The sequence below is a fragment of the Streptomyces sp. ISL-1 genome, assembly GCF_018614585.1.
Taxonomy (GTDB): Bacteria; Actinomycetota; Actinomycetes; order Streptomycetales; family Streptomycetaceae; genus Streptomyces; species Streptomyces maoxianensis.
This window is the reverse complement of record NZ_JAGGOI010000037.1, coordinates 57,198-79,551: the sequence shown is the minus strand read 5'-3', so window position 1 is coordinate 79,551 and position 22,354 is coordinate 57,198. Positions and strand designations below refer to the sequence as shown.

The following is a 22,354-nucleotide window of genomic DNA, read 5'->3' as shown; positions in this document are numbered from 1 at the left end:
CACCCGGCCACCCGGCCACTCGGCCACCCGGAAGCGATGGAACGGAACCGGCGGCTTGAACTCCGCCGTGGTACCCGCGCCGTAGACCCGCTCACTCGCTCGACAGTGTGACCACCACCGCGAACCCCTGCGTCCGGAGCACACCCGGCGACTCGCCCGTCGCCAACACCGCGTCGTAGCGGTCAAGTTCGATGCCCGTCCCATCGAGCACAGCGCCGTCCTCGAGCGCTACGGCCAGGACCGCCCCGCCCTCGGGCACCATGAGCCGGACGGTGCCGCGCACGACTGCGGTCTCCGCTTCCGTACGCCCCCTGCGGTACATCACGTTGAAGTTCACGACGGGCCCCTCGAGGAGACGGCCATCCGTCTCCAAGTCCCCGGGGAAGTCGTGCGGCCAGTACTGCTCGTCGACGATGTGGTGCTCGCCGCCCACCATGAGGTCCATCCCGGCGCCCTCGACCACGGTCAGCGTCCGGTCGATCCCCGAGAACGCGGAGAAGGGTCCGTCCGCGCCGACATCCGCGAGGCTGATCCGCCAGTCGAAGGCGTCCGTCCCGGCGCCCTTTGGCGAGACGGCGATCTCGCGGGTGACGCCGCCGCCGTTCTTCCACGGCACGGCCGTCCGGTCGGCTGCCCTCAGCACCCGTACCGTCATCGCACGATGCCCTGCGTACGCGCGGCGGCCAGCCAGCTCGGGAACTCGGCGACCAGCCGGTCGTACAGCTCGGCGTCCGGGACCTGCCGCGGATCGAGTCCGGCGTGGAAGAAGCCCGCGTTGTCGACGGCGCGCTTGGCGGGGACGGCGAGTTCGTCGAGCTTGTGCAGGAAGTCGAACTGCGAGCTGCGCTTGTTGCCGAAGCCGATGAACTGCCAGAAAAGCGGCAGCTTCGCCGCCTTGCACAGATAGCGTTCCGCGGCGTGCTTGCTGATCGGGCCGCCGTCCGTCTGGAAGACGACGAGTGCGGGCGCGGTCGAGCCGCTGTCGATGTAGTGGTCGATGACCGCGTCCATGGCCAGGTGGTAGCTGGTTTTGCCCATGTGCCCGAGGCCCGCCACGATCTCGTCGACCCGGCCGCGGTGGTTCTCCAGGGCGATGTCGGTGACCGCGTCGATGTCGGTGGAGAAGAAGACGACGGGCACGGATCCGTCGTCGTCGAGGTGGGCCGACAGACCGAGCACCCGGTCGGCGAGGGCCTGGACGCTGCCGTCCTTGTAGTAGTCCTTCATCGAGCCGGAGTAGTCGAGCACCAGATAGACCGCCGCCCGCTCCCCGCTCAGCCGGTTCTTCTCCAGACAGACGCCGGCGCTCTTGTAGAGGCTGACCAGCGCGGGCGCGGTCTCCTCGATCTTGCGGAGACTGATGGCCGCCATGCGGGCTCCGTTCGTTCCATATGACGGGAGACACGTGAGAGACGAGACTACGTCCGGCGGGATTGGGTCCGGAACGCACCGCGGCGCCTGCCCTTTGTCCGGTCGGGGACAGAGCAGGCGCCGCGTTACGAGATCCGGGGGTGTCCCCCGGTTTCAACCAGCCCGTACACCGTTGTACGGGACGTCCAGTGGAGGTGGAACTCAGACCGTCAGCGCACGGTCCGTCGGGCGGATCGGAGCCGGCAGCTGGCTCGCCCCCGTCAGGTAGCGGTCCACACCGCGCGCCGCGGAGCGGCCCTCGGCGATCGCCCACACGATCAGCGACTGCCCACGGCCCGCGTCACCCGCGACGTACACGCCCTTCACGTTCGTCGCGAAGTCCGCGTCCCGGGCGATGTTGCCGCGCTCGTCCAACTCCAGGCCGAACTGCCGGACCAGGCCGTTCTCCCGGTCCGTGCCGGTGAAGCCCATGGCCAGCGTGACCAGCTGCGCGGGGAGCTTGCGCTCCGTGCCCGGCTTCTGGGTGAGCTTGCCGTCGACGAACTCCACCTCGATGAGATGCAGGGACTGAACGTTCCCCTCGTCGTCGCCCTCGAAGTGCGTCGTCGAGACGGAGTAGACCCGCTCGCCGCCCTCCTCGTGCGCCGAGCTGACCTTGTACAGCATGGGGAACGTCGGCCACGGCTGGCCCGACGGCCGCTCCTCGCCGGGACGCGGCATGATCTCCAGCTGCGTGACGGAGGCCGCGCCCTGCCGGTGCGCCGTGCCGACGCAGTCCGCGCCGGTGTCGCCGCCGCCGATGACGACCACGTGCTTGCCCTCCGCCGTGATCGGCGGAGCCACGAAGTCGCCCTCCTGGACCTTGTTGGAGAGCGGCAGGTAGTCCATGGCGAAGTGGATGCCGTTCAGCTCACGGCCCGCGACGGGCAGGTCGCGCGATACGGTCGCGCCGGCCGCGACGACCACCGCGTCGTACCGCTTGCGCAGCTTCGCCGCGTCGATGTCGCGGCCGATCTCGATCTCCGTGCGGAACTTGGTGCCCTCCGCGCGCATCTGCTCGATGCGGCGGTTGATGTGCACCTTCTCCATCTTGAACTCGGGGATGCCGTACCGCAGCAGCCCGCCGATGCGGTCGGCCCGCTCGTACACCGCGACCGTGTGACCGGCCCGGGTCAGCTGCTGCGCCGCGGCCAGACCAGCCGGACCCGAGCCGATGACCGCGACCGTCTTGCCCGAGAGCCGCTCCGGCGGCTGGGGGGTGACGTCGCCGCTGTCCCACGCCTTGTCGATGATCGACACTTCGACGTTCTTGATGGTGACGGCCGGCTGGTTGATGGCAAGGACACACGCCGACTCGCAGGGAGCCGGGCACAGACGGCCGGTGAACTCCGGGAAGTTGTTGGTCGCGTGCAGCCGCTCGCTCGCGGCCGCCCAGTCCTCGCGGTAGGCGTAGTCGTTCCACTCGGGGATGAGGTTCCCCAGCGGACAGCCGTTGTGGCAGAACGGAATACCGCAGTCCATGCAGCGCCCGGCCTGCTTGCTGATGATCGGCAGCAGCGAGCCGGGAACGTAGACCTCGTTCCAGTCCTTCACGCGCTCCGCGACGGGGCGGGTCGTTGCGACCTCGCGCCCGGTGGTCAGGAAGCCCTTGGGATCAGCCATTGGTCGCCGCCTCCATCATCTTCTCGGTGGTCTCCTGCTCGGAGAGACCGGCGAGCTCAGCGGCGTCCTTGGCGGCGAGCACTGCCTTGTACGTGGTCGGGATGATCTTGCTGAACCGGTCCACCGCGAGGGACCACTCGGCCAGCAGCTTCGACGCGACGGTCGAGCCGGTCTCCTCCTCGTGGCGGCGCACGACATCGTGCAGCCACTGCTTGTCGGAGTCCGAGAGGGCCTCGATGGCACCGACATTGCCGACGTTGACGTTGTCGGGGTCGAGGTCGATGACGTACGCGACACCGCCGGACATGCCGGCCGCGAAGTTACGTCCGGTCTCACCGAGCACCACCGCGTGGCCGCCGGTCATGTACTCGCAGCCGTGGTCGCCCACGCCCTCCGAGACGACCGTGGCGCCGGAGTTGCGGACGCAGAACCGCTCGCCGGTGCGGCCTCGCAGGAACAGCTCGCCGCCGGTCGCGCCGTAGGCGATGGTGTTGCCCGCGATGGTGGAGTACTCGGCGAGGTGGTCGGCGCCCCGGTCCGGGCGGACGATGATGCGGCCGCCGGAGAGACCCTTGCCGACGTAGTCGTTGGCGTCGCCCTCCAGGCGCAGCGTGATGCCCCGCGGGACGAACGCGCCGAAGGACTGGCCGGCCGAGCCGGTGAAGGTGATGTCGATGGTGTCGTCGGGCAGACCCGCGCCGCCGAACTTCTTCGTCACCTCGTAACCGAGCATCGTGCCGACGGTCCGGTTGATGTTGCGGATCGCGACCTGCGCGCGGACCGGCTGGGCCTCCTCGGCCGTGGCGGCGTTCAGCGCTTCGGCGGCGAGCTGGATCAGCTCCTTGTCGAGCGCCTTCTCCAGGCCGTGGTCCTGCTCGATCAGCGCATGGCGCACCGCGCCGTCCGGCAGCTCAGGAACATAGAAGAGCGGAGCCAGGTCGAGGCCCTGCGCCTTCCAGTGGTTCACGGCTCGCTCGGTCTGGAGCAGTTCCGCGTGGCCGACGGCCTCTTCGAGCGAACGGAAGCCCAGCTCGGCGAGGAGCTCACGGACCTCCTCGGCGATGAACTCGAAGAAGTTGACGACATATTCGGCCTTGCCGGCGAACCGCTCGCGCAGCACCGGGTTCTGTGTGGCGATGCCGACCGGGCAGGTGTCCAGGTGGCAGACGCGCATCATGATGCAGCCGGAGACGACGAGCGGCGCGGTCGCGAAACCGAACTCCTCGGCGCCGAGCAACGCGGCGATGACGACGTCACGGCCGGTCTTGAGCTGGCCGTCGGTCTGGACGACGATGCGGTCGCGCAGGCCGTTGAGCAGCAAGGTCTGCTGGGTCTCGGCGAGACCGAGCTCCCAGGGGCCGCCCGCGTGCTTCAGCGAAGTGAGCGGAGAGGCGCCGGTGCCGCCGTCGTGGCCGGAGATCAGCACGACGTCCGCGTGCGCCTTGGAGACACCCGCGGCGACCGTGCCGACGCCGACCTCGGAGACCAGCTTCACATGGATGCGGGCGGCCGGGTTGGCGTTCTTGAGGTCATGGATCAGCTGAGCCAGGTCCTCGATGGAGTAGATGTCGTGGTGCGGCGGCGGGGAGATCAGACCGACGCCCGGGGTCGAGTGCCGGGTCTTGGCGACCCAGGGGTAGACCTTGTGGCCGGGCAGCTGGCCGCCCTCGCCGGGCTTCGCGCCCTGCGCCATCTTGATCTGGATGTCGTCCGCGTTGACCAGGTACTCAGAGGTCACACCGAAGCGGCCGGAAGCGACCTGCTTGATGGACGAGCGGCGCTCCGGGTCGTACAGACGGTCCGCGTCCTCGCCGCCCTCGCCGGTGTTGGACTTGCCGCCCAGCCGGTTCATGGCAATGGCGAGGGTCTCGTGCGCCTCGCGGGAGATCGAGCCGTACGACATGGCGCCGGTGGAGAAGCGCTTGACGATCTCGGAGGCCGGCTCGACCTCTTCGAGCGGGATGGGCCCGCGGTCGCTCTTGAAGTCGAACAGGCCACGGAGCGTCATCAGCCGCTCGGACTGCTCGTTCACCCGGTCGGTGTACTTCTTGAAGATGTCGTAGCTGCGCGAGCGCGTGGCGTGCTGCAGCCGGAAGACCGTCTCCGGGTCGAAGAGGTGCGGCTCGCCCTCACGCCGCCACTGGTACTCGCCGCCGATCTCCAGCGCACGGTGCGAGGCCGCGATGCCGGAAGCCGGGTAGGCCTTGGCGTGCCGGGCTGCGACCTCCTTGGCGACGACGTCGAGTCCGGCTCCGCCGATCTTCGTGGCGGTGCCGTTGAAGTACTTCTCCACGAAGGTCTCGTCGAGGCCGACGGCCTCGAAGACCTGCGCGCCGCGGTAGGAGGCCACGGTCGAGATGCCCATCTTGGACATGACCTTCAGGACGCCCTTGCCCAGCGCGTAGATCAGGTTGCGGATGGCCTTCTCGGGCTCCAGGCCCTCGATGAAGGTGCCGGCGCGGACCAGGTCCTCGACCGTCTCCATCGCCAGGTACGGGTTGACCGCGGCCGCGCCGTAGCCGATGAGAAGCGCGACATGGTGCACCTCGCGTACATCGCCGGCCTCGACGAGCAGACCCACCTGGGCGCGCTGCTTGGTGCGGATGAGGTGGTGGTGCACGGCGGAGGTGAGCAGCAGTGACGGGATCGGCGCGTGCTCGGCGTCCGAGTGCCGGTCCGAGAGGACGATCAGGCGGGCGCCGTCCTCTATGGCGGCGTCGGCCTCGGCGCAGATCTCCTCGATACGGGCCGCGAGGGCGTCGCTGCCCCCGCTCACGCGGTAGAGACCGGAGAGGGTCGCGGCGGTCATGCCCGGCATGTCGCCGTCGGCGTTGATGTGGATGAGCTTGGCCAGCTCGTCGTTGTCGATCACCGGGAAGGGCAGCGTGACGGACCGGCAGGAGGCCGCGGTCGGCTCCAGCAGGTTGCCCTGCGGGCCGAGCGAGGAGTACAGCGAGGTGACGAGCTCCTCGCGGATGGCGTCCAGCGGCGGGTTGGTGACCTGCGCGAACAGCTGGGTGAAGTAGTCGAAGAGCAGCCGGGGCCGCTCGGACAGGGCCGCGATCGGGGAGTCCGTGCCCATGGAGCCGAGCGGCTCACCGCTGGTCCTGGCCATGGGCGCGAGGATGATGCGCAGCTCCTCCTCGGTGTACCCGAAGGTCTGCTGGCGGCGGGTGACCGAGGCGTGAGTGTGGACGATGTGCTCACGCTCGGGCAGGTCCTCGAGCTCGATCTCGCCGGCCTCGAGCCACTCCTGGTACGGAAGCTCGGCGGCGAGCGCGGACTTGATCTCGTCGTCCTCGATGATGCGGCCCTCGGCGGTGTCGACGAGGAACATCCTGCCGGGCTGGAGGCGGCCCTTGCGGACGACCTTGGCCGGGTCGATGTCGAGGACGCCGACCTCGGAGGAGAGGACGACGAGTCCGTCGTCGGTGACCCAGTAACGTCCGGGGCGCAGACCGTTACGGTCGAGGACCGCGCCGACCTGGGTGCCGTCGGTGAAGGTGACGCAGGCCGGGCCGTCCCAGGGCTCCATCATCGTGGAGTGGTACTGGTAGAAGGCGCGCCGGGCCGGGTCCATGGAGTCGTGGTTCTCCCACGCCTCGGGGACCATCATCAGCACGGAGTGCGGCAGCGAGCGGCCGCCGAGGTGCAGGAGCTCAAGGACCTCGTCGAAGGACGCGGAGTCGGAGGCGTCCGGCGTACACACCGGGAAGATCCGCTCCAGCTTGTCCGCGCCGAAGAGCTCGGAGGCGAGCTGCGACTCACGGGCACGCATCCAGTTGCGGTTGCCCTTGACCGTGTTGATCTCGCCGTTGTGCGCGACGAAGCGGTACGGGTGGGCGAGCGGCCAGCTCGGGAAGGTGTTGGTCGAGAACCGCGAGTGCACGAGCGCGACGGCGGTCGCCAGGCGGCGGTCGGAGAGGTCCGGGAAGAAGGGCTCCAGCTGGCCGGTGGTCAGCATGCCCTTGTAAACGATGGTGCGGGCGGAGAGCGAGGGGAAGTAGACGCCGGCCTCGCGCTCGGCGCGCTTGCGCAGCACGAACGCCTTGCGGTCCAGCGCGATGCCCTTGCTGCCGTCGGGTCCGTCCGACACGAAGAGCTGGGAGAAGGCCGGCATGGTGGCGCGCGCGCCGTTGCCGAGCAGATCCGGGGAGGCCGGGACCTCGCGCCAGCCGAGGACCGTCAGGCCCTCTTCGGCGGCGATCGTCTCGATACGTGAGACGGCGCCGGCGGTCTCGTCGGCCGGCAGGAAGGCGATGCCGACGGCGTACGAACCGGCCTCGGGAAGCTCGAAGCCGGTGACCTCACGCAAAAATGCGTCCGGGACCTGAAGCAGGATGCCGGCGCCGTCACCAGAGTCGGGCTCGGAGCCGGTGGCACCGCGGTGCTCGAGATTACGCAGTACGGTCAGCGCCTGCTCGACCAGCTCATGGCTGGCAACACCGGTAAGGGTGGCCACGAACCCGACGCCGCAGGCGTCGTGCTCGTTACGGGGGTCGTACATCCCCTGGGGGGTGGGGCGACCGTCCATGGGCGACCAGGCGTCGGAACGCATCGGCACTCCCGTCGTCGTCGTGGCATATGCAACTACCGAGGGACGACGTTGGCCCTCCGCGAAATTTCGTGCAGGTTACATGATGGAGTGCTTCTCGGAAAGCGGATAGGTCATTCCAACATGCGGACACCGCGCGGTAGCGGTGAAGGGGGACACAGTCGGACAGATCGATGTCCCTGGGTCCGTCTCAGAGCAGGCTTCATTGCCGGCAGCGCCTACGGCTCATGCCCGGTGGTTAAGGGGTCGAAACCGCGGAGTAACGGCTGCATATGTAGCGCCATCCACAGTGTCTCACCTGATGGGGGTATTCGGAGGGGGGAGGTACGTCACAAACCTTCGGGGCGGCGGCCGGGGCGCACACGGAGGCACCGGCCCCTGGTGGGAGCCGGCGGGCTGCTCAGTGGTTTCGCCGGGCCCGGGGGCGCGGATCAGACGGCCACGGGTCAGGGGGCGCGGACGCCGGGACCCGGGGTGCGCGGGCCGCTTCCGGGGGGCGCGGGTCAGTGAGCCACGGGTGCGCGGGTGCGCACGGCGCGGCTGCGCGCAGGGCGCGGATCAGAGGGCCACGGGGCCGCGTGTGCGCGCGCCGCGGGTCAGAGAGCCAGGCCGAGCAGCGCCCCGAGCCCGTAGGTGACGGCCGCCGCCGCGCCGCCGAGGACCAGCTGGCGCAGTCCGCTGTACCACCAGCTGCGCGCGGTCACCCGGGCGACGAGTGCGCCGCAGGCGAAGAGCCCCACCAGCGCGAGCAGCACCGCGGGCCACAGGGAGCTCGCGCCGAGGAGATACGGCAGCACGGGCAGCAGCGCGCCCAGCGCGAACGAGCCGAAGGACGAGACGGCGGCGACGGTCGGCGACGGCAGGTCGTCCGGGTCGATGCCGAGCTCCTCGCGGGCGTGGATCTCCAGCGCCTGCTCGGGGTCCCTGGAGAGCTGCATCGCCACTTCGCGGGCAAGCGCGGGCTCCACGCCGCGAGCCACGTACAGCGCGGCGAGCTCTTCCATCTCGTCGACCGGGTGCTTGCGCAACTCCCGCCGCTCCACGTCCAGTTCGGCCTGGACGAGCTCCCGCTGGGAGGCCACCGAGGTGTATTCGCCGGCCGCCATCGAGAAGGCGCCCGCGGCGAGTCCGGCGAGCCCTGTGATGACGATGGTCTGCTGGGACACGGCGCCGCCCGCGACACCGGTCATCAGGGCGAGGTTGGAGACCAGTCCGTCCATCGCGCCGAAAACCGCGGGGCGCAACCAGCCGCCGCTGACATCACGGTGGGTGTGGTTGTCGCGGTGCGCTGCGTGGAGCGTCGCCCCGGTTTCGATGATGGACACAGTTCTCCCCTTCTCCGGCAGCGGGCCCGATGGTCCGCTCCCCCCTCAACACCCTCGAAAATACGCACGATGTAAGGGCCGCGCCAGCAAGGCAGGCCGTACTTACCTGTAGTCAGGCGGGTGACAGACACGTTTCTCAGACTCGTCGCGTATCGCGTGTGGCACAGATGCAGGAACAGGCTCGGTGCGCGCGAAAGGGGCCCGCCCCATGGAGTTGATTGCATGCAATCCCGCTGATCCCGCCGACCGCGCCCCCACCGCCCCTGTGACGACCGCCGCCGTACTCCGCGACCGGGCCTGCGGCGCACTGCTCGGCCTCGCGGTGGGCGATGCGCTCGGCGCTCCCGCCGAGAACATGCGGCCGTCCGAGATCCGCCGCCGGTGGGGCCGTATCGAAGGCTTCGTGAGCGAGGACCCGGCGGGTACCGACGACACGGAGTACGCGATCTTCTCCGGCCTGTTGCTGGCTCGGCACGGCTCGGCGCTGACCGTCGCGCATGTCGAGACGGCGTGGCACCTGTGGATCGCGGATCTGGACGAAGGCCCGTTCCGCGGGGCGGGGTTCAGCGAACGCGGCACCCTGGAGAATCTGCGGCGCGGGCTCGCCGCCCCCATCTCGGCCCAGCACCGGCACGCGTGGAGCGACGGGCTGGCGATGCGCGCGGCGCCCTTCGGCGTCTTCGCGGCGGGACACCCGGCGGAGGCGGCGCGGCTGGTCGCGATCGACGGCACCGTCAGCCACGACGGGGAGGGCATCTACGGCGGGCAGGCCGTGGCGGCGGGCGTCGCCGCGGCGATGACGGGCGCGGGCCCGGCCGGGGTGATCGGCGCGGCGCTCTCGGTGGTCCCGATGGACTCCTGGACGGCCCGCTCCCTGCGCCGCGCGGTGGTCGCGGCGCAGCGTACACATGCGCACACCCTGGCGATGGAACGGGCGGTCCGCTCGGCGGTGGTGATCGGCGGCTACCCATGGACGGACCTGGCCCCGGAGGCGGTCGGCCTGGCGTTCGGCGCGTTCGCGGCGGCTCGCGGAGACTTCCGTACGTCGGTCCTGACCGCGGTCAACATGGGCCGCGACGCGGACACCACGGCGGCGGTCGCGGGCGCGCTGGCCGGGGCGATGTCCGGGGCCGGGGCGATCCCCCCGGAATGGTCCTCGGCCATCGGCCCGGTCCGCGGCAGCTGCCTCCCCTCGATGACGGGCTACCACGTCCTGGACATCGCGGAACTGCTCACTCCGGACGACGACCCGCAGGCGGCGTGATGACAAGCGAGAACGCGGGACTCGACGGCCCAGCCCCGGCGAGCTCGCCGAGCCCCGAGGCGGACGGGCCGCCGCGCCCGGGCGCGGGCGGGGGCCGCGGCAGCACCGCGGAGAGGCGGCCCGCGACACGCGAAGCGACGAGCACCGCGGCTGGCCGGGCACCGGCTCCGGGCGGGCCGCTGGGCGTGGGCGCGGCGTCCGGTCGCACGCAGGCGTCGGGATCCCACCCTCGCGGGGCACGCGAGTCGCGCGAGGCGCCTAGCGCTTCCGGGGGGACCGGCCCTTATTCCGTGGGCCTCGGTCGCACCCCGTCCCGGCCCATCGAAGGGCTGCTCCTCGGGCTCGCCGCGGGGGACGCCGCCGGATGGCCCGCCGCGCGGCATCGGGCCGCGCGGATGCCCGAGTGGACCCGGCGGCTCACCCGTGAGCTCGACAACTTCGCCGAGCAGAACGCGACCACCACGCTCCCCGTCCCCATCGCCCTCAACCAGCCCCCCGAACCCCTCCGCCTCGGCCCCTCCGACGACGCCGAGTGGGCCGCCTTCGCTGCCGAGACCGTGCTCACGGCCGCCGGTGACCTGTTCGCCGGGCTCGCCCCCGGCCGCCGGATGCGCGCCGCCGTCGACCTCGCCTGGAACTCCCTCGCCAGCGAGGTCGCCGCCGCCGCCGACCGGGCCCCCGAGGTCGAGTCCGCCGTACTCCCCCTCCGCGCCCGGATCTCCGTACGCGCCGGGCTCGGCAATCTGGCCACCGGCCTGCGCCCGCCCGCCACCGGCCACGACAACCCGCACTTCTTCGATGACGCCGCCTGCGTACGCGCCGTCGTCCTGGCCGTCGTCCACCCCGGCGACCCGGCCGCCGCCGCCGCGCTCGCCGAGTTCGACGCGCGTTACAGCCAGGACGGCGACGGGGTGCACGGCGCCCGCGCCATGGCCGCCGCCGTGGCCGCGGCGCTCGGCGGGGCGAGTGTCGACGACGCCGTCGACGCCGCCCTCGCCCAACTCCCCGACGCCACCGAAATCGGCCGCAACGCCCAGCACGCCGTCAAGCTCGCCCGCGACGCCCACGGCGCCTTCGAACTCGTACCGCTCCTGGAGCACCAGATCGTCGACCATGTCTACAGCTACGGCATCGCCGCCGCCGAGACCGTCCCCGTCGCCCTCGCCCTCGCCACCGCCGCCCGCGGCCGGGTTGCCGAAGCCGTGCCCGCGGCCGCCTGCCTGTCCCGTGTCGCCGACTCCGCGCCCGCCCTCGCCGGCGCCCTGACCGGCGCGCTCGGCGGCGGCGATGCCGTGCCGGTCACCTGGCGCGACGCCTGCCGCACCCTGGCCGGCTGCGCGCTCCCCCGGCTCGCCGGCACGGATCTCGTAGAACTCGCCGGGCTGCTCGCGCACACGGAACTGACCGCCCCGGGTGGACAATTCCGGCATGACGACGACACTCGCGACGCTCACACTCGATGACCGGATCACCGGCAGCCTGATCGGCGCGGCGGTCGGTGACGCGCTCGGCGGCCCGGTCGAGGGCTACACCCCGGAGCAGATCGTGGAGCGGCACGGCGGCCGTGTCCACGGCATCGTCGGCCCGTGGCACGGCGACGACTGGCGCACCGCCCGCCCCATCGCCCCGTACCACAAGGGCGACGGGCACGTCACAGACGACACCCTGATGACGCACGCGCTGATCCGCGTGTACACCACCGTCCGCGACCACCTCGACGCATACGCCGTCGCCGACCATCTGGTTCCGGACCTGATGTCGAACCCCCGCTGGATTCCGGAGCTCGAGACGGAGGCGCTCCCCTTGCAGCGCGTCTTCCTCGCCGAGAAGTGGATGGTGGCCCGCCTGCACTACGGGCACAACGACCCGCGCGAGGCGGGCGTCGGCAACATCGTCAACTGCGGCGCGGCGATGTACATGGCCCCGGTGGGCCTGGTGAACGCGGCGCATCCGGCGGCCGCCTACGCCGAGGCCATCGACATCGCGGGCGCGCACCAGTCCTCGTACGGACGTGAGGCGGCGGGCGTCTTCGCTGCGGCGGTCGCCGCGGCGTTCCTGCCCGGCGCGACGCCCACGACGGTCGTGGACGCGGCACTCTCGCTGGCCAAGGACGGCACGGGCGCGGCGATCGAGGCGGTGGCCGAAGTCGCCCCGCACCACGCGGACTTCGAGTCGGCACTGGCCCCGCTGCGAGCGGCCGTCGCCCCCTTCGACACGGTCGGCCCGGACTACCGCGCCCCGTCGCTGGCCGCCCGCCGGCCCTCCCGGCTGCACGCCATCGAGGAACTCCCGATCGCCCTGGGCATGCTTCTGGTGGGCGGCGGCGACTACCGCCGTACGGTCCTCGGGTCCGTCAACTACGGCCGTGACTGCGACTCGATCGCCACGATGGCAGGGGCGATCGCGGGCGCGCTCCACGGCGAGGCCGCGGTGCCGAGTGACTGGGCGAAGTCGGTCGCCGAGGCCAGCCGCCTCGACCTGCACGCCCCGGCGACGGCGCTGACCGCGGTCAGCCGCGAGATCTTCGACCGCGACACGACCCGCCGCCGCGCCCATGAATCGGCGTTCGCCCATCTGACGGATCCGCGATGACCGGCCTGCGGCTCACCTGGGTCCAGCCCGAGGACCTGGTGGTCCACGAACTGCGCCAGGCGGACGAGGACGGCCGCGACGCGCGGGAGATCCGCGCCCGCTGGGCACGCGCGGGTGGCTCCCCGGCCCCGCCGCGGGACGGAGCGTCCGCGTCACCAGCGCCCCCGGAGCTCCGGGTGCTGGCGCACGAGCTGCTGGACGAACTGGCCCTGCTGCCGTCCCCGTTGGCGGAGCGGGAGCCGACGCCTCTCGCACTGATCAAGGCAGCCTGCCCGGCCTGGCCCGCCACGCCGCCCCCGGCTGACGCCCGCGGGCGGCAACCTGTTTCCTTCCGCGAGCAGCGGCCCGCAGGCGACGCCCAGTCCGTGGACCGACCGCCGGAAGCATCTTGGCCCGGGGCGTCGGGCTCCCGCGCAGCGCAGAGCACCACCCCTTTCTCACGCGCGGCGCCGAGGAGCCTGGGGGCCGGGGGCCTGCCCCCAGGTTCGGGATGGGGATACTCCCCCGGGCTGCGGCGGGGGCACCCCCACCCGGGCGAAGCTCCGGGGGAGGGCCGGTCAGGGGAAAGGCGGCCCCGCCCCGACGCCCTGCACGCCTCCTGGCTCGGCCGCGCCATCGGCTGCCTCCTGGGCAAGCCCGTCGAAAAGCTCCCCCTCCACGCCATCCGCGGCATCGCCCGCGCCACCGGCAACTGGCCCCTCCACACATGGTTCACGGCCAAGGGCCTCCCCCCGGACCTCGCCGCCGCACACCCGTGGAATCGCCGGTCCGCCGATACCTCACTGGCCGAGAACATCGACGGGATGCCCGAGGACGACGATCTCAACTACCCCCTCCTGAACCTGCTTCTCCTCCAGCGCCACGGAAAGGCGTTCACCACCGCTCAGCTCGGCCGGCTCTGGCTCGACGAGCTTCCGGCGGGCCGTACCTTCACCGCCGAACGCGTCGCCTACCGCAATCTCCTCTCCGGCGTCGAACCCCCGCTCACCGCCGCCCACCGCAACCCCTTCAGGGAGTGGATCGGCGCCGCCATCCGCGCCGACATGCACGGCTGGACGCACCCCGGCGACCCCGCGGCGGCCGCCACGCAGGCCCATCGCGACGCGTCGCTCACCCACACCGCGAACGGCATCTACGGCGCGATGTTCATCGCGGCCACCATCGCCGCCGGGGCCGGCGGCCGGAGCGACGTCCACCAGTGTCTGCGGACCGGCCTCACCGTCATCCCCCCGCGCTCCCGGCTCGCCAAGGCCATCCGCCTCGGCATCGACGCCGCCCGCGCCGAACCCGGCTTCGACATCGTCGTGGACCGCCTCCACACCGCCCTCGGCCACCACCACTGGGTCCACGTCATCCCCAACGCCGCCCTCCTCGCCGCCGCCCTCACCCACGCCGACGGCGACTTCACCGGCTCCATCTGCCGTGCCGTCTCCGGGGGCTGGGACACCGACTCCAACGGCGCGACCGCCGGCTCCATCGCGGGTCTGCTCGCCGGCCACCCCGCCGCGATTCCCGACCGCTGGACCATCCCCCTCAAGAATCGTCTCGCCACCTCCGTCGCCGGATTCGACGGCGTCGGCTTCGACACCCTCGCCCACCTCACTCGCCAGGAGGCAGTCCGCCCATGACCGGCATCGTGGTGCTAGGCAGCACCAACATGGACCTCGTCGCGTACGTCCCGCACGCGCCGAAACGCGGAGAGACCGTCACCGGAAGGGAGTTCCGCACGATCCCCGGCGGCAAGGGCGCCAACCAGGCCGTCGCCGCCGCCCGCGCCGGCGGCGACGTCGCGATGATCGGCGCGGTCGGCTCGGACGAATTCGGCGAGCTGCTGAGGCACACACTCGAAGCGTCCGGCGTCGACACCGACCTGCTGCGCACCGCGGAAGGCCCCTCCGGCACCGCGCACATCGTCGTCGACGACGAAGGCGGCAACTCGATCGTCGTGATTCCCGGAGCGAACGGCGCCGTCACCGCCCTCGGCCCCGGCGACGAGGCCCTCATCGCCACCTCCGACGCACTGCTCCTCCAGCTCGAACTGCCCCTCAGCGCCGTGCTCGACGGCGCCGAAGCCGCGCGCCGGCACGGAGTACGGACCATCCTCACCCCTGCACCCGCCCAGCCCCTTCCTCCCGAACTCCTCGCCGTCACCGACCTGTTGGTGCCCAATGAGCACGAGGCGGCCACCCTGGCCGGGGTTGCCGACCCGCACATGGCCGCCGAGGCGCTGCTGCGTCAGGTCCCCGAGGTCGTGATCACGCTCGGGTCGGCGGGCAGCTTGTACGCGGCCCGGGGCTCGGCTCCCGTCACCGTGCCCGCGCCTCGTGTACGGGCCGTCGACACGACCGGCGCCGGTGACACCTTCGTCGGCGCACTCGCCGTCGCGCTCGTCGAGGGCAGGCCCGTACAGCAGGCCCTCAGCTGGGCCTCGGCCGCCGCCGCCCTGTGCGTCCAGCGCCCCGGCGCCTCCACTTCCATGCCGTACCGCTCAGAGATCGACGACGCCTCATGACCCACACTCCCCCGCCGCCCGCTCCCCTCACCGGCCTGCGCGTCCTCGACCTGGCCACGCTCTTCGCGGGGCCGCTGGCCGCCACCATGCTCGGCGACTTCGGCGCGGAGGTCATCAAGGTCGAGCACCCCACCCGGCCCGATCCCTCCCGGGGCCACGGCCCCGACAAGGACGGCGTGGGCCTGTGGTGGAAGCTGCTCGGCCGCAACAAGCGCACCGTCACCCTCGACCTGTCCACCTCCGGCGGGCGCGAGACCCTCCTGCGTCTCGCGACGACCGCCGACGTGATCATCGAGAACTTCCGCCCCGGCACCCTCGAAAAATGGCAGCTCGGCTGGGAGGAGCTGAGCACGGCCAACCCCCGCCTCGTCCTGACCCGGGTCACCGGCTTCGGGCAGTTCGGCCCGTACTCCCACCGCCCCGGCTTCGGCACCCTCGCCGAGGCGATGAGCGGCTTCGCCTCCATCACCGGCGAGCCCGAAGGTCCGCCCACCCTCCCTCCGTTCGGCCTCGCCGACTCGATCGCGGCGCTCGCCACCTCGTACGCCGTCATGACCGCGCTCACTGCCCGCACCGCCACCGGCCGCGGCCAGGTCATCGACATGGCGATCATCGAGCCGATCCTGACCGTGCTCGGCCCGCAGCCCCTCTGGTACGACCAGACCGGGTACGTACAGACACGGACCGGCAATCGCTCCCGCAACAACGCCCCGCGCAACACCTACCGCACCGCCGACGGCTCCTGGCTGGCCGTCTCCACCTCTGCCCAGTCCATCGCCGAACGCGTCATGCATCTGGTCGGCCGCCCGGAGCTGATCGACGAGCCGTGGTTCAGCACCGGAAGCGGCCGCGCCGAGCACGCCGATGTACTCGACGCGGCGGTCGGCGGCTGGATCGCCTGCCGCACCCGAGCCGAGGCCATGGCCGCCTTCGAGAAGGCCGAAGCGGCGATCGCACCGATCTACGACATCCGTGACGTCATGGAAGACCCCCAATACCAGGCGCTGGGCACCATCACCGAAGTCCCCGACCCCGAACTCGGCCCCCTTCGGATGCAGAACGTCATCTTCCGACTCTCCGAGACCCCCGGTGCCATCCGCTGGGCCGGCCGCCCGCACGGCGCCGACACGGAGGAGGTCCTCACCGAACTCGGCCTGTCCCGGGCCGACATCACCGCTCTGCGCACCCAGGGCGCCCTATGACCACCCCCCTCACCTGGCTGTACGCCCCCGGGGACCGGCCCGAGGTCGTGCACAAGGCCCTCGCGTCCAGCGCCGACGTCGTGATCGTCGATCTGGAGGACGCCGTGTCCCCCGACCGCAAGAAGTACGCGCTGGCCGCCACAGCCGAACTTCTCGCATCCCCCCAGACGCTTCCGGTCCATGTCCGCATCAACACCCCCCATGACGTCGAGGCCCTGACCACTCTCCCCGGCCTCCGTGCTCTGCGTATCCCCAAGGTCGCACACGCCACTGACATCCGGCGGATCGCCGCCCGCGCCCCCGGCGTCCCCCTCTACGCGCTCCTCGAATCCGCTCTCGCCATCGAACACGCGTACTCCATCGCCACCGCACACCCCGCCGTCCACGGAATCGCCATCGGCGAGGCCGACCTCCGCGCCGACCTCGGCATACGGGACGGCACCGGCCTCGACTGGCCGCGCACCCGCATCGTGGTCGCCGCCCGCGCGGCCGGTCTGGCGCCACCGGTCCAGTCGGTCTTCCCCGACATCCGCGACCTGGACGCCCTCTACGCCTCCTGCACCCACGGCCGCGCTCTCGGCTTCCTGGGCAGGGCGGCCATCCACCCCCGCCAGCTCCCGGTCATCGAGCGCGCGTTCCGCCCCACGCCCGAGGAGATCGAGGCCGCGGAGGAGGTCGTCAAGGCTGCCGCAACGGACGAGGGCGCGCTGGCCCTGCCGGACGGCCGCTTCGTGGACGCCGCGATCGTGGCCGCCGCGCAGCGGACCCTCTCCCTTGCGCGACGCGAGGGCGGATAGGCGCGGCGGAGCCCAGGAACGAAGGAACGAAGGGCGCAGGATCAGACGAGAAACGCACGAGGCCGCCGGGACCCTTTCGGTCCTGGCGGCCTCGTCGCGCAAGTCACGCAGTTCGAGTCGCAGATGTCCGCGGTCAGCCCTTCTTGGCCGACTCCGCGTCCGCGCCGGCGCCCGAGTCCTCCGCGGCAGCACCGTCCCTGTCCACCGGGTGGTCCACAGGGTGGTCCGCAGGGTCACCCACGGCGTCGTCACCGTCCGGCTTCGCAGCCGCCGCGTTCGCCGACTTGTCAGGCCTCTCCGGCTCGACGATCTCCTCGCGCCCGGGCCGCACCCGCGCCGAGATCACCATGTACGTCACCGCCAGCACGAAGACGACGATCGAGGTCCACACATTGAGGCGCAGCCCCAGCACGTGGTGCGCCTCGTCGACGCGCATGTACTCGATCCAGGCCCGGCCCACGCAGTACGAAGCGACGTAGAGGGCGAACGCCCGGCCGTGTCCCAGCTTGAAGCGCCGGTCGGCCCAGATGACCAGAAGCGCGACGCCGATGCACCACAGGGACTCGTACAGGAATGTCGGGTGGTAGAGGCCCGCCTCGCGGTTCGTACCCTCGGTGATCTTGAGGGCCCACGGCAGATCCGTCGGCTTGCCGTACAGCTCCTGGTTGAACCAGTTGCCCCAGCGGCCGATCGCCTGCGCTATGGCGATGGCGGGCGCGAGGGCGTCCGCCCAGGCCGGCAACGGGATCCCGCGGCGGCGGCAGCCGATCCAGGCACCGACCGCGCCGAGCGCGATCGCGCCCCAGATGCCGAGGCCGCCCTCCCAGATCTTGAAGGCGTCGACCCAGTTCTCACCCTCGCTGAAATACAGCTGGTAGTCGGTGATCACGTGGTACAGCCGACCGCCGACGAGACCGAAGGGCACCGCCCAGACGGCGATGTCGGCCACGGTGCCGGCCTTGCCGCCGCGAGCGATCCATCGCTTGTTGCCGTACCAGACGGCCGCGAAGACACCGATGATGATGCAGAAGGCATAGCCGCGCAGCGGGAGCGGTCCGAGGTGGATCACTCCGGTCGACGGGCTGGGAATGTAGGCAATTTCCATGGCAGGACCGACGCTACCCTGCCGGGCGGGACCCACGGCAACCCACCCGGCAACGTATGGATAACGAGCCGCGCCCCGGACGTACACCGATGTGTGTCGCTATGTACACCGATGTACGCCGGGAGGCTGCGGCAGAGGCCGTCAGCGGGAGGCCGTCAGCGGGAGGCCGTCAGCGGGAGGCCGTCAGGAGGAGGCAGAACCACCCGGACTCGGGCTGGGCCGCTGGGTGCCCGGCTTCTTGCCCTTGTTCGCCTCTGCCACCCACTTCTTGAAGTTGGGGACGGTGATCCGCTCGGAGCCCTTCTGCGGGAAGACGGACTCCCCGTTGAGCAGCACGGTCGGGGTACCGCGGAAGCCACCGCTCCTGAAGGCGGCGTTCGACTTGGCCACCCAGGCGTTGTGTTTGCCCTCCTCCACACAGCTGCGGAATTCGGGGGTGACCAGGCCGTCGACCTTGCCGGCGAGCTCGATCAGCCTGCTGTTGTTGGCGAAGGCGTCGTCCGTCTCCGGCGGCTGGTTCTGGTACAGAACATCGTGGTACGGGACGAATTTCCCTACGTCCTGCGCGCACGCCGCGGCGTTCGCCGCGTGCAGCGAGCCGCTGCCGCCCATGTTCCCGTCGATGATGGTGGCGAGGTGGTACTCGATCTTGAGCTGGCCCGTCCGCTCGAGCTCATGGATGGTGTCCCGGAAGGCGTTCTCGAAACTGGCGCAGGCCGGGCAGCGGAAGTCCTCCCACACCGTGAGGGTGGACGGCGCGTCGTTCGCGCCCACCGGGATCGCGAGCTGGTCCTTGCCCTGCACGCCCGCCGGCGCGAGGAGCGGACCGGTGTCGGAACCGCTGTCTTTCTTCCCGGCCTTTCCGGCGTTCGCGGCGATCACGCCGACGACGGCGGCCAGGCCGAGGACGCCCACCACCGCGGCGGAGACGATCAGCACCCGCCGTCTTTTCTCGCGCGCCTTGTCCGACTCACGCTGCTGCTGGAGCCGCTCGCGCGCGGCACGCTTCCGTTCCTGGTTCTTCTCGCTCACATCCCACAAACGAACCGGGGAGGCATGTGCATGCCTCCCCGGTCCCAGATCCACCCTTATGAGCTACGCGTTCCGGCGCACACCCTCGGCGAGCTCGGCCGCCAGTTCCCGCACCGCCGCCAGGCCGGCGGCCTGGTCCGGTGCGTCGAGGAGCCGCTTCACGAACGCGGACCCGACGATCACGCCGTCCGCGAAGGAAGCGACCTCGGCGGCCTGCTCGGGGTTGGAGACGCCGAGGCCCACGCAGACCGGCAGTTCGGTGGTGGCGCGGGTGCGCCGCACCAGATCCTGGGCCTGCGCGCCCACCGACGCACGGGTGCCGGTGACACCCATCAGCGAAGCTGCGTACACAAAGCCGGAACCGGCCGCCGTGATCTTCGCCAGCCGGGCGTCCTTGCTGCTCGGCGCCACGACGAAGACCGTGGCGAGGCCGTGCTTCTCGGCGTGCTCGCGCCATACGCCGGCCTCCTGGACCGGCAGGTCGGGCAGGATGCAGCCTGCCCCGCCCGCGTCGGCGAGCTCGGCGGTGAAGCGCTCGATGCCGTAGCGGTCGATCGGATTCCAGTACGTCATCACGAGGACCGGCTTGCCGGTGGCCTCGTGCGCCTCGCGGACCGTACGCATCACATCGGCGATCTTGACGCCGCCGCGCAGCGCGATGTCGTCGGCGGTCTGGATGACGGGGCCGTCGAGTACGGGGTCGCTGTGCGGCAGCCCGACCTCGACCACGTCGGCGCCGCCGTCCAGGGCGGCCTTGACCGCCTCGATGCCGCCGTCGACGGTCGGGAAGCCGGCCGGGAGATACGCGATGAGGGCGGCCCGGTTCTCGTCCCTGGCCTGCGCCAGGGTGTCGCTCAACAGCTGGATGTTGCCGCTCACTTCGCGTCCCTCCTGATCTCCGCGTAGCCGTTCTCCGCGGAGGCGTCGGCGGCGACCTTGGCGCCCCCTTCGCCGTCGTACAGCCCGAAGTAACGGGCGGCGGTGTCCATGTCCTTGTCACCGCGGCCGGACAGATTGACGACGATCAGCCCGTCCTTCCCCAGCTCCTTGCCGACCTCCAGCGCTCCCGCCAGCGCGTGCGCGGACTCGATGGCCGGAATGATGCCCTCCGTACGGGACAGCAGCCGCAGCGACTGCATCGCCTCGTCGTCGGTCACCGCGCGGTACTCCCCGCGGCCGCTGTCCTTGAGGTACGAGTGCTCGGGGCCGATGCCGGGGTAGTCGAGTCCGGCGGAGATCGAGTACGGCTCGGTGATCTGGCCCTCCTCGTCCTGCAGGACGTAGGACCGCGATCCGTGCAGGATGCCGGGCTCGCCGGCGGTCAGAGTGGCCGCGTGCTCGCCGGACTCGATGCCGTGGCCCGCCGGCTCGCAGCCGATGAGCCGTACGGAAGCGTCCGGGATGAAGGCGTGGAACAGCCCGATCGCGTTGGACCCGCCGCCGACGCAGGCGACGGCCGCGTCCGGCAGCCGGCCGGCCCGCTCGAGGATCTGGCGACGGGCCTCGACGCCGATGACGCGGTGGAAGTCGCGGACCATGGCGGGGAAGGGGTGCGGTCCGGCGACCGTGCCGAAGAGATAGTGCGTACGGTCCACGTTGGCGACCCAGTCGCGGAACGCCTCGTTGATGGCGTCCTTCAGGGTCCGGCTTCCGGAGGCCACCGGGATGACCTCGGCGCCGAGCATCCTCATCCGGGCCACGTTCAGAGCCTGGCGCTGGGTGTCGATCTCGCCCATGTAGATCGTGCACTCGAGGCCGAAGAGGGCGCAGGCGGTCGCGGTCGCGACGCCGTGCTGGCCGGCGCCGGTCTCGGCGATCACCCGGGTCTTGCCCATGCGCTTGGTGAGCAGCGCCTGGCCCAGCACGTTGTTGATCTTGTGCGAGCCGGTGTGGTTGAGGTCCTCCCGCTTCAGGAAGACGCGCGCCCCGCCGGCGTGCTCGGCGAACCGGGGCACCTCGGTGAGGGCACTGGGGCGGCCGGTGTAGTTGGCCATCAGGTCATTGAGCTCGGCCACGAAGGCGGGGTCGGCCTTGGCCTTGTCGTACTCGACGGCGACCTCGTCGACCGCGGCGACGAGCGCCTCGGGGATGAACTTGCCGCCGAATGCGCCGAAGTAGCCCTCGGCGCTGGGGATTTGACCCTCCGGGTCCGGGATGAAGAAGTCGCTCGACATGCGACGTGCTCCTTGTCGGGGCGTTATGCCCCAGAAGTTCTGGTCTGCAGAGGACACGGTATGCGTGCGCGACCGGCGGGTCTTTCCCCCGCCCCATCCCGTAACTGGGGGCAAGCCCCCAGACCCGCCCCCTACGCCCCTGCGGGCGTGGGGGGACCCCCACCTACGCCCAGCGGGCGCGGGGCCCCACCTACGCCCAGCGGGCACGGGGCCCCACCTACGCCCAGCGGGCACGGGGCCCCACCTACGCCCAGCGGGCGCGGGGCCCCACCTACGCCCTGCGGGCGCGGGGCCCCACCTACGCCCTGCGGGCGTGTCCTCAATCTCCCCCAGACTTCGTCCGGGGGGACCCCCAACGGGCTTGAATTTCCGCCTGTCCGGCGGAAATTCAAGCCTCGCCGGCGTTTGAGGCGCGGGGTAGGGGCGGAGCCCCGGTTTGGGGGAGGGGGGAGGGGCAGCGAGGGAAACCCCCGCCGCAGCGGCCTAGCGGTCTTCGCGCGCGCGGACCGCACGCCATCGCATGCCGTTGACCTGGCCCGGCTCGGAGCCGATGACGTACCTCACCCGGCGGCCGTGCACCCGGCGGGCCGGGGCCCGGCAGCCCCGGGGCTTGCAGCCTCGGGCCAGCCGCGCGTACGGGTCGCGTGCGGCGGCGAGCGCCGCGCCGCGGGGAGTCGTGAGCTGCCGGCACACGTCGCCCGCCGCCGGACGCGACGGCGTCCGGCACTGCGGGGCGACACGGCCGACGACGGTCATGGGGGCG

17 protein-coding genes are annotated in these 22,354 nt (G+C 71.5%); 7 read left to right on the top strand and 10 right to left on the bottom strand.

The window, feature by feature from the left end:
* Positions 1 to 91 precede the first annotated feature (91 nt).
* From J7E87_RS26435 to J7E87_RS26415, 5 genes are all read right to left on the bottom strand, one after another.
* Complete coding sequence (locus J7E87_RS26435; RefSeq protein ID WP_215097047.1) at positions 92 to 655, bottom strand: HutD family protein; 564 nt, start codon at positions 653 to 655, stop codon at positions 92 to 94.
* Entirely contained in the window at positions 652 to 1,371 is a 720-nt protein-coding gene (locus J7E87_RS26430) for a VWA domain-containing protein (RefSeq protein ID WP_215097046.1), read from the bottom strand. Before J7E87_RS26430 ends, J7E87_RS26435 begins: the two co-directional genes overlap by 4 nt.
* A 201-nt stretch (positions 1,372 to 1,572) precedes the next feature.
* A complete protein-coding gene (locus J7E87_RS26425; RefSeq protein WP_215097045.1) occupies positions 1,573 to 3,033 on the bottom strand; it encodes a glutamate synthase subunit beta in 1,461 nt (486 codons plus the stop codon).
* Positions 3,026 to 7,591 (bottom strand): glutamate synthase large subunit, encoded by a 4,566-nt coding sequence (gene gltB / locus J7E87_RS26420; protein WP_215097044.1) that lies wholly within the window; start codon positions 7,589 to 7,591, stop codon positions 3,026 to 3,028. The genes J7E87_RS26425 and gltB overlap by 8 nt, the downstream gene beginning before the upstream one ends.
* A gap of 593 nt (positions 7,592 to 8,184) precedes the next feature.
* Complete coding sequence (locus tag J7E87_RS26415; RefSeq protein WP_215097043.1) at positions 8,185 to 8,913, bottom strand: VIT1/CCC1 transporter family protein; 729 nt, start codon at positions 8,911 to 8,913, stop codon at positions 8,185 to 8,187.
* Between the two features lie 208 nt (positions 8,914 to 9,121).
* Between J7E87_RS26415 and J7E87_RS26410 the strand changes: the two genes are divergently transcribed.
* Genes J7E87_RS26410 through J7E87_RS26380 form a run of 7 tightly spaced genes read left to right on the top strand, consistent with a single transcriptional unit; the run spans position 9,122 to position 17,280 of the window.
* Positions 9,122 to 10,177 (top strand): ADP-ribosylglycohydrolase family protein, encoded by a 1,056-nt coding sequence (locus tag J7E87_RS26410; RefSeq protein WP_215097042.1) that lies wholly within the window; start codon positions 9,122 to 9,124, stop codon positions 10,175 to 10,177.
* Positions 10,177 to 11,640, top strand: a complete 1,464-nt coding sequence (locus tag J7E87_RS26405; protein WP_374195228.1) for an ADP-ribosylglycohydrolase family protein — start codon at positions 10,177 to 10,179, stop codon at positions 11,638 to 11,640. Before J7E87_RS26410 ends, J7E87_RS26405 begins: the two co-directional genes overlap by 1 nt.
* Positions 11,606 to 12,769 carry an ADP-ribosylglycohydrolase family protein gene (locus J7E87_RS26400; protein ID WP_215097041.1) on the top strand — a complete coding sequence of 388 codons (1,164 nt, stop codon included), beginning with the start codon at positions 11,606 to 11,608 and terminating at the stop codon, positions 12,767 to 12,769. The genes J7E87_RS26405 and J7E87_RS26400 overlap by 35 nt, the downstream gene beginning before the upstream one ends.
* A complete protein-coding gene (locus tag J7E87_RS26395) occupies positions 12,766 to 14,397 on the top strand; it encodes an ADP-ribosylglycohydrolase family protein (RefSeq protein ID WP_215097040.1) in 1,632 nt (543 codons plus the stop codon). The genes J7E87_RS26400 and J7E87_RS26395 overlap by 4 nt, the downstream gene beginning before the upstream one ends.
* Positions 14,394 to 15,281, top strand: a complete 888-nt coding sequence (gene rbsK / locus J7E87_RS26390) for a ribokinase (RefSeq protein WP_215097039.1) — start codon at positions 14,394 to 14,396, stop codon at positions 15,279 to 15,281. Before J7E87_RS26395 ends, rbsK begins: the two co-directional genes overlap by 4 nt.
* On the top strand, positions 15,278 to 16,483 hold the full coding sequence (locus tag J7E87_RS26385; protein WP_215097038.1) for a CaiB/BaiF CoA-transferase family protein: 1,206 nt from the start codon (positions 15,278 to 15,280) through the stop codon (positions 16,481 to 16,483). The genes rbsK and J7E87_RS26385 overlap by 4 nt, the downstream gene beginning before the upstream one ends.
* Entirely contained in the window at positions 16,480 to 17,280 is an 801-nt protein-coding gene (locus J7E87_RS26380; RefSeq protein WP_215097037.1) for a CoA ester lyase, read from the top strand. Before J7E87_RS26385 ends, J7E87_RS26380 begins: the two co-directional genes overlap by 4 nt.
* A gap of 133 nt (positions 17,281 to 17,413) precedes the next feature.
* Here J7E87_RS26380 and lgt read toward each other — a convergent pair whose 3' ends face one another.
* The 5 genes from lgt to trpM all read right to left on the bottom strand — a co-directional run bounded on the left by lgt (position 17,414) and on the right by trpM (position 22,347).
* Positions 17,414 to 18,385 carry a prolipoprotein diacylglyceryl transferase gene (gene lgt, locus J7E87_RS26375; protein WP_215097036.1) on the bottom strand — a complete coding sequence of 324 codons (972 nt, stop codon included), beginning with the start codon at positions 18,383 to 18,385 and terminating at the stop codon, positions 17,414 to 17,416.
* Between the two features lie 183 nt (positions 18,386 to 18,568).
* Complete coding sequence (locus J7E87_RS26370; protein ID WP_215097035.1) at positions 18,569 to 19,417, bottom strand: thioredoxin domain-containing protein; 849 nt, start codon at positions 19,415 to 19,417, stop codon at positions 18,569 to 18,571.
* 63 nt (positions 19,418 to 19,480) lie between these two features.
* Positions 19,481 to 20,296 (bottom strand): tryptophan synthase subunit alpha, encoded by an 816-nt coding sequence (trpA, locus tag J7E87_RS26365; RefSeq protein ID WP_215097034.1) that lies wholly within the window; start codon positions 20,294 to 20,296, stop codon positions 19,481 to 19,483.
* A complete protein-coding gene (gene trpB, locus J7E87_RS26360) occupies positions 20,293 to 21,591 on the bottom strand; it encodes a tryptophan synthase subunit beta (RefSeq protein WP_215097033.1) in 1,299 nt (432 codons plus the stop codon). Before trpB ends, trpA begins: the two co-directional genes overlap by 4 nt.
* Before the next feature lie 483 nt (positions 21,592 to 22,074).
* On the bottom strand, positions 22,075 to 22,347 hold the full coding sequence (gene trpM / locus J7E87_RS26355) for a tryptophan biosynthesis modulator TrpM (protein ID WP_251018029.1): 273 nt from the start codon (positions 22,345 to 22,347) through the stop codon (positions 22,075 to 22,077).
* Positions 22,348 to 22,354: the final 7 nt, after the last annotated feature.

What these genes read in the sequence shown, in the direction of transcription:
- lgt (WP_215097036.1), bottom strand. Translation starts at nt 18,385, where the DNA reads ATGGAAATTGCCTACATTCCCAGCCCGTCGACCGGAGTGATCCACCTC.
- J7E87_RS26435 (WP_215097047.1), bottom strand. Translation starts at nt 655, where the DNA reads ATGACGGTACGGGTGCTGAGGGCAGCCGACCGGACGGCCGTGCCGTGG.
- J7E87_RS26405 (WP_374195228.1), top strand. Translation starts at nt 10,177, where the DNA reads ATGACAAGCGAGAACGCGGGACTCGACGGCCCAGCCCCGGCGAGCTCG.
- rbsK (WP_215097039.1), top strand. Translation starts at nt 14,394, where the DNA reads ATGACCGGCATCGTGGTGCTAGGCAGCACCAACATGGACCTCGTCGCG.
- J7E87_RS26400 (WP_215097041.1), top strand. Translation starts at nt 11,606, where the DNA reads ATGACGACGACACTCGCGACGCTCACACTCGATGACCGGATCACCGGC.
- J7E87_RS26410 (WP_215097042.1), top strand. Translation starts at nt 9,122, where the DNA reads ATGGAGTTGATTGCATGCAATCCCGCTGATCCCGCCGACCGCGCCCCC.
- trpB (WP_215097033.1), bottom strand. Translation starts at nt 21,591, where the DNA reads ATGTCGAGCGACTTCTTCATCCCGGACCCGGAGGGTCAAATCCCCAGC.
- J7E87_RS26385 (WP_215097038.1), top strand. Translation starts at nt 15,278, where the DNA reads ATGACCCACACTCCCCCGCCGCCCGCTCCCCTCACCGGCCTGCGCGTC.
- J7E87_RS26425 (WP_215097045.1), bottom strand. Translation starts at nt 3,033, where the DNA reads ATGGCTGATCCCAAGGGCTTCCTGACCACCGGGCGCGAGGTCGCAACG.
- trpM (WP_251018029.1), bottom strand. Translation starts at nt 22,347, where the DNA reads ATGACCGTCGTCGGCCGTGTCGCCCCGCAGTGCCGGACGCCGTCGCGT.
- J7E87_RS26430 (WP_215097046.1), bottom strand. Translation starts at nt 1,371, where the DNA reads ATGGCGGCCATCAGTCTCCGCAAGATCGAGGAGACCGCGCCCGCGCTG.
- J7E87_RS26395 (WP_215097040.1), top strand. Translation starts at nt 12,766, where the DNA reads ATGACCGGCCTGCGGCTCACCTGGGTCCAGCCCGAGGACCTGGTGGTC.
- J7E87_RS26380 (WP_215097037.1), top strand. Translation starts at nt 16,480, where the DNA reads ATGACCACCCCCCTCACCTGGCTGTACGCCCCCGGGGACCGGCCCGAG.
- gltB (WP_215097044.1), bottom strand. Translation starts at nt 7,591, where the DNA reads ATGCGTTCCGACGCCTGGTCGCCCATGGACGGTCGCCCCACCCCCCAG.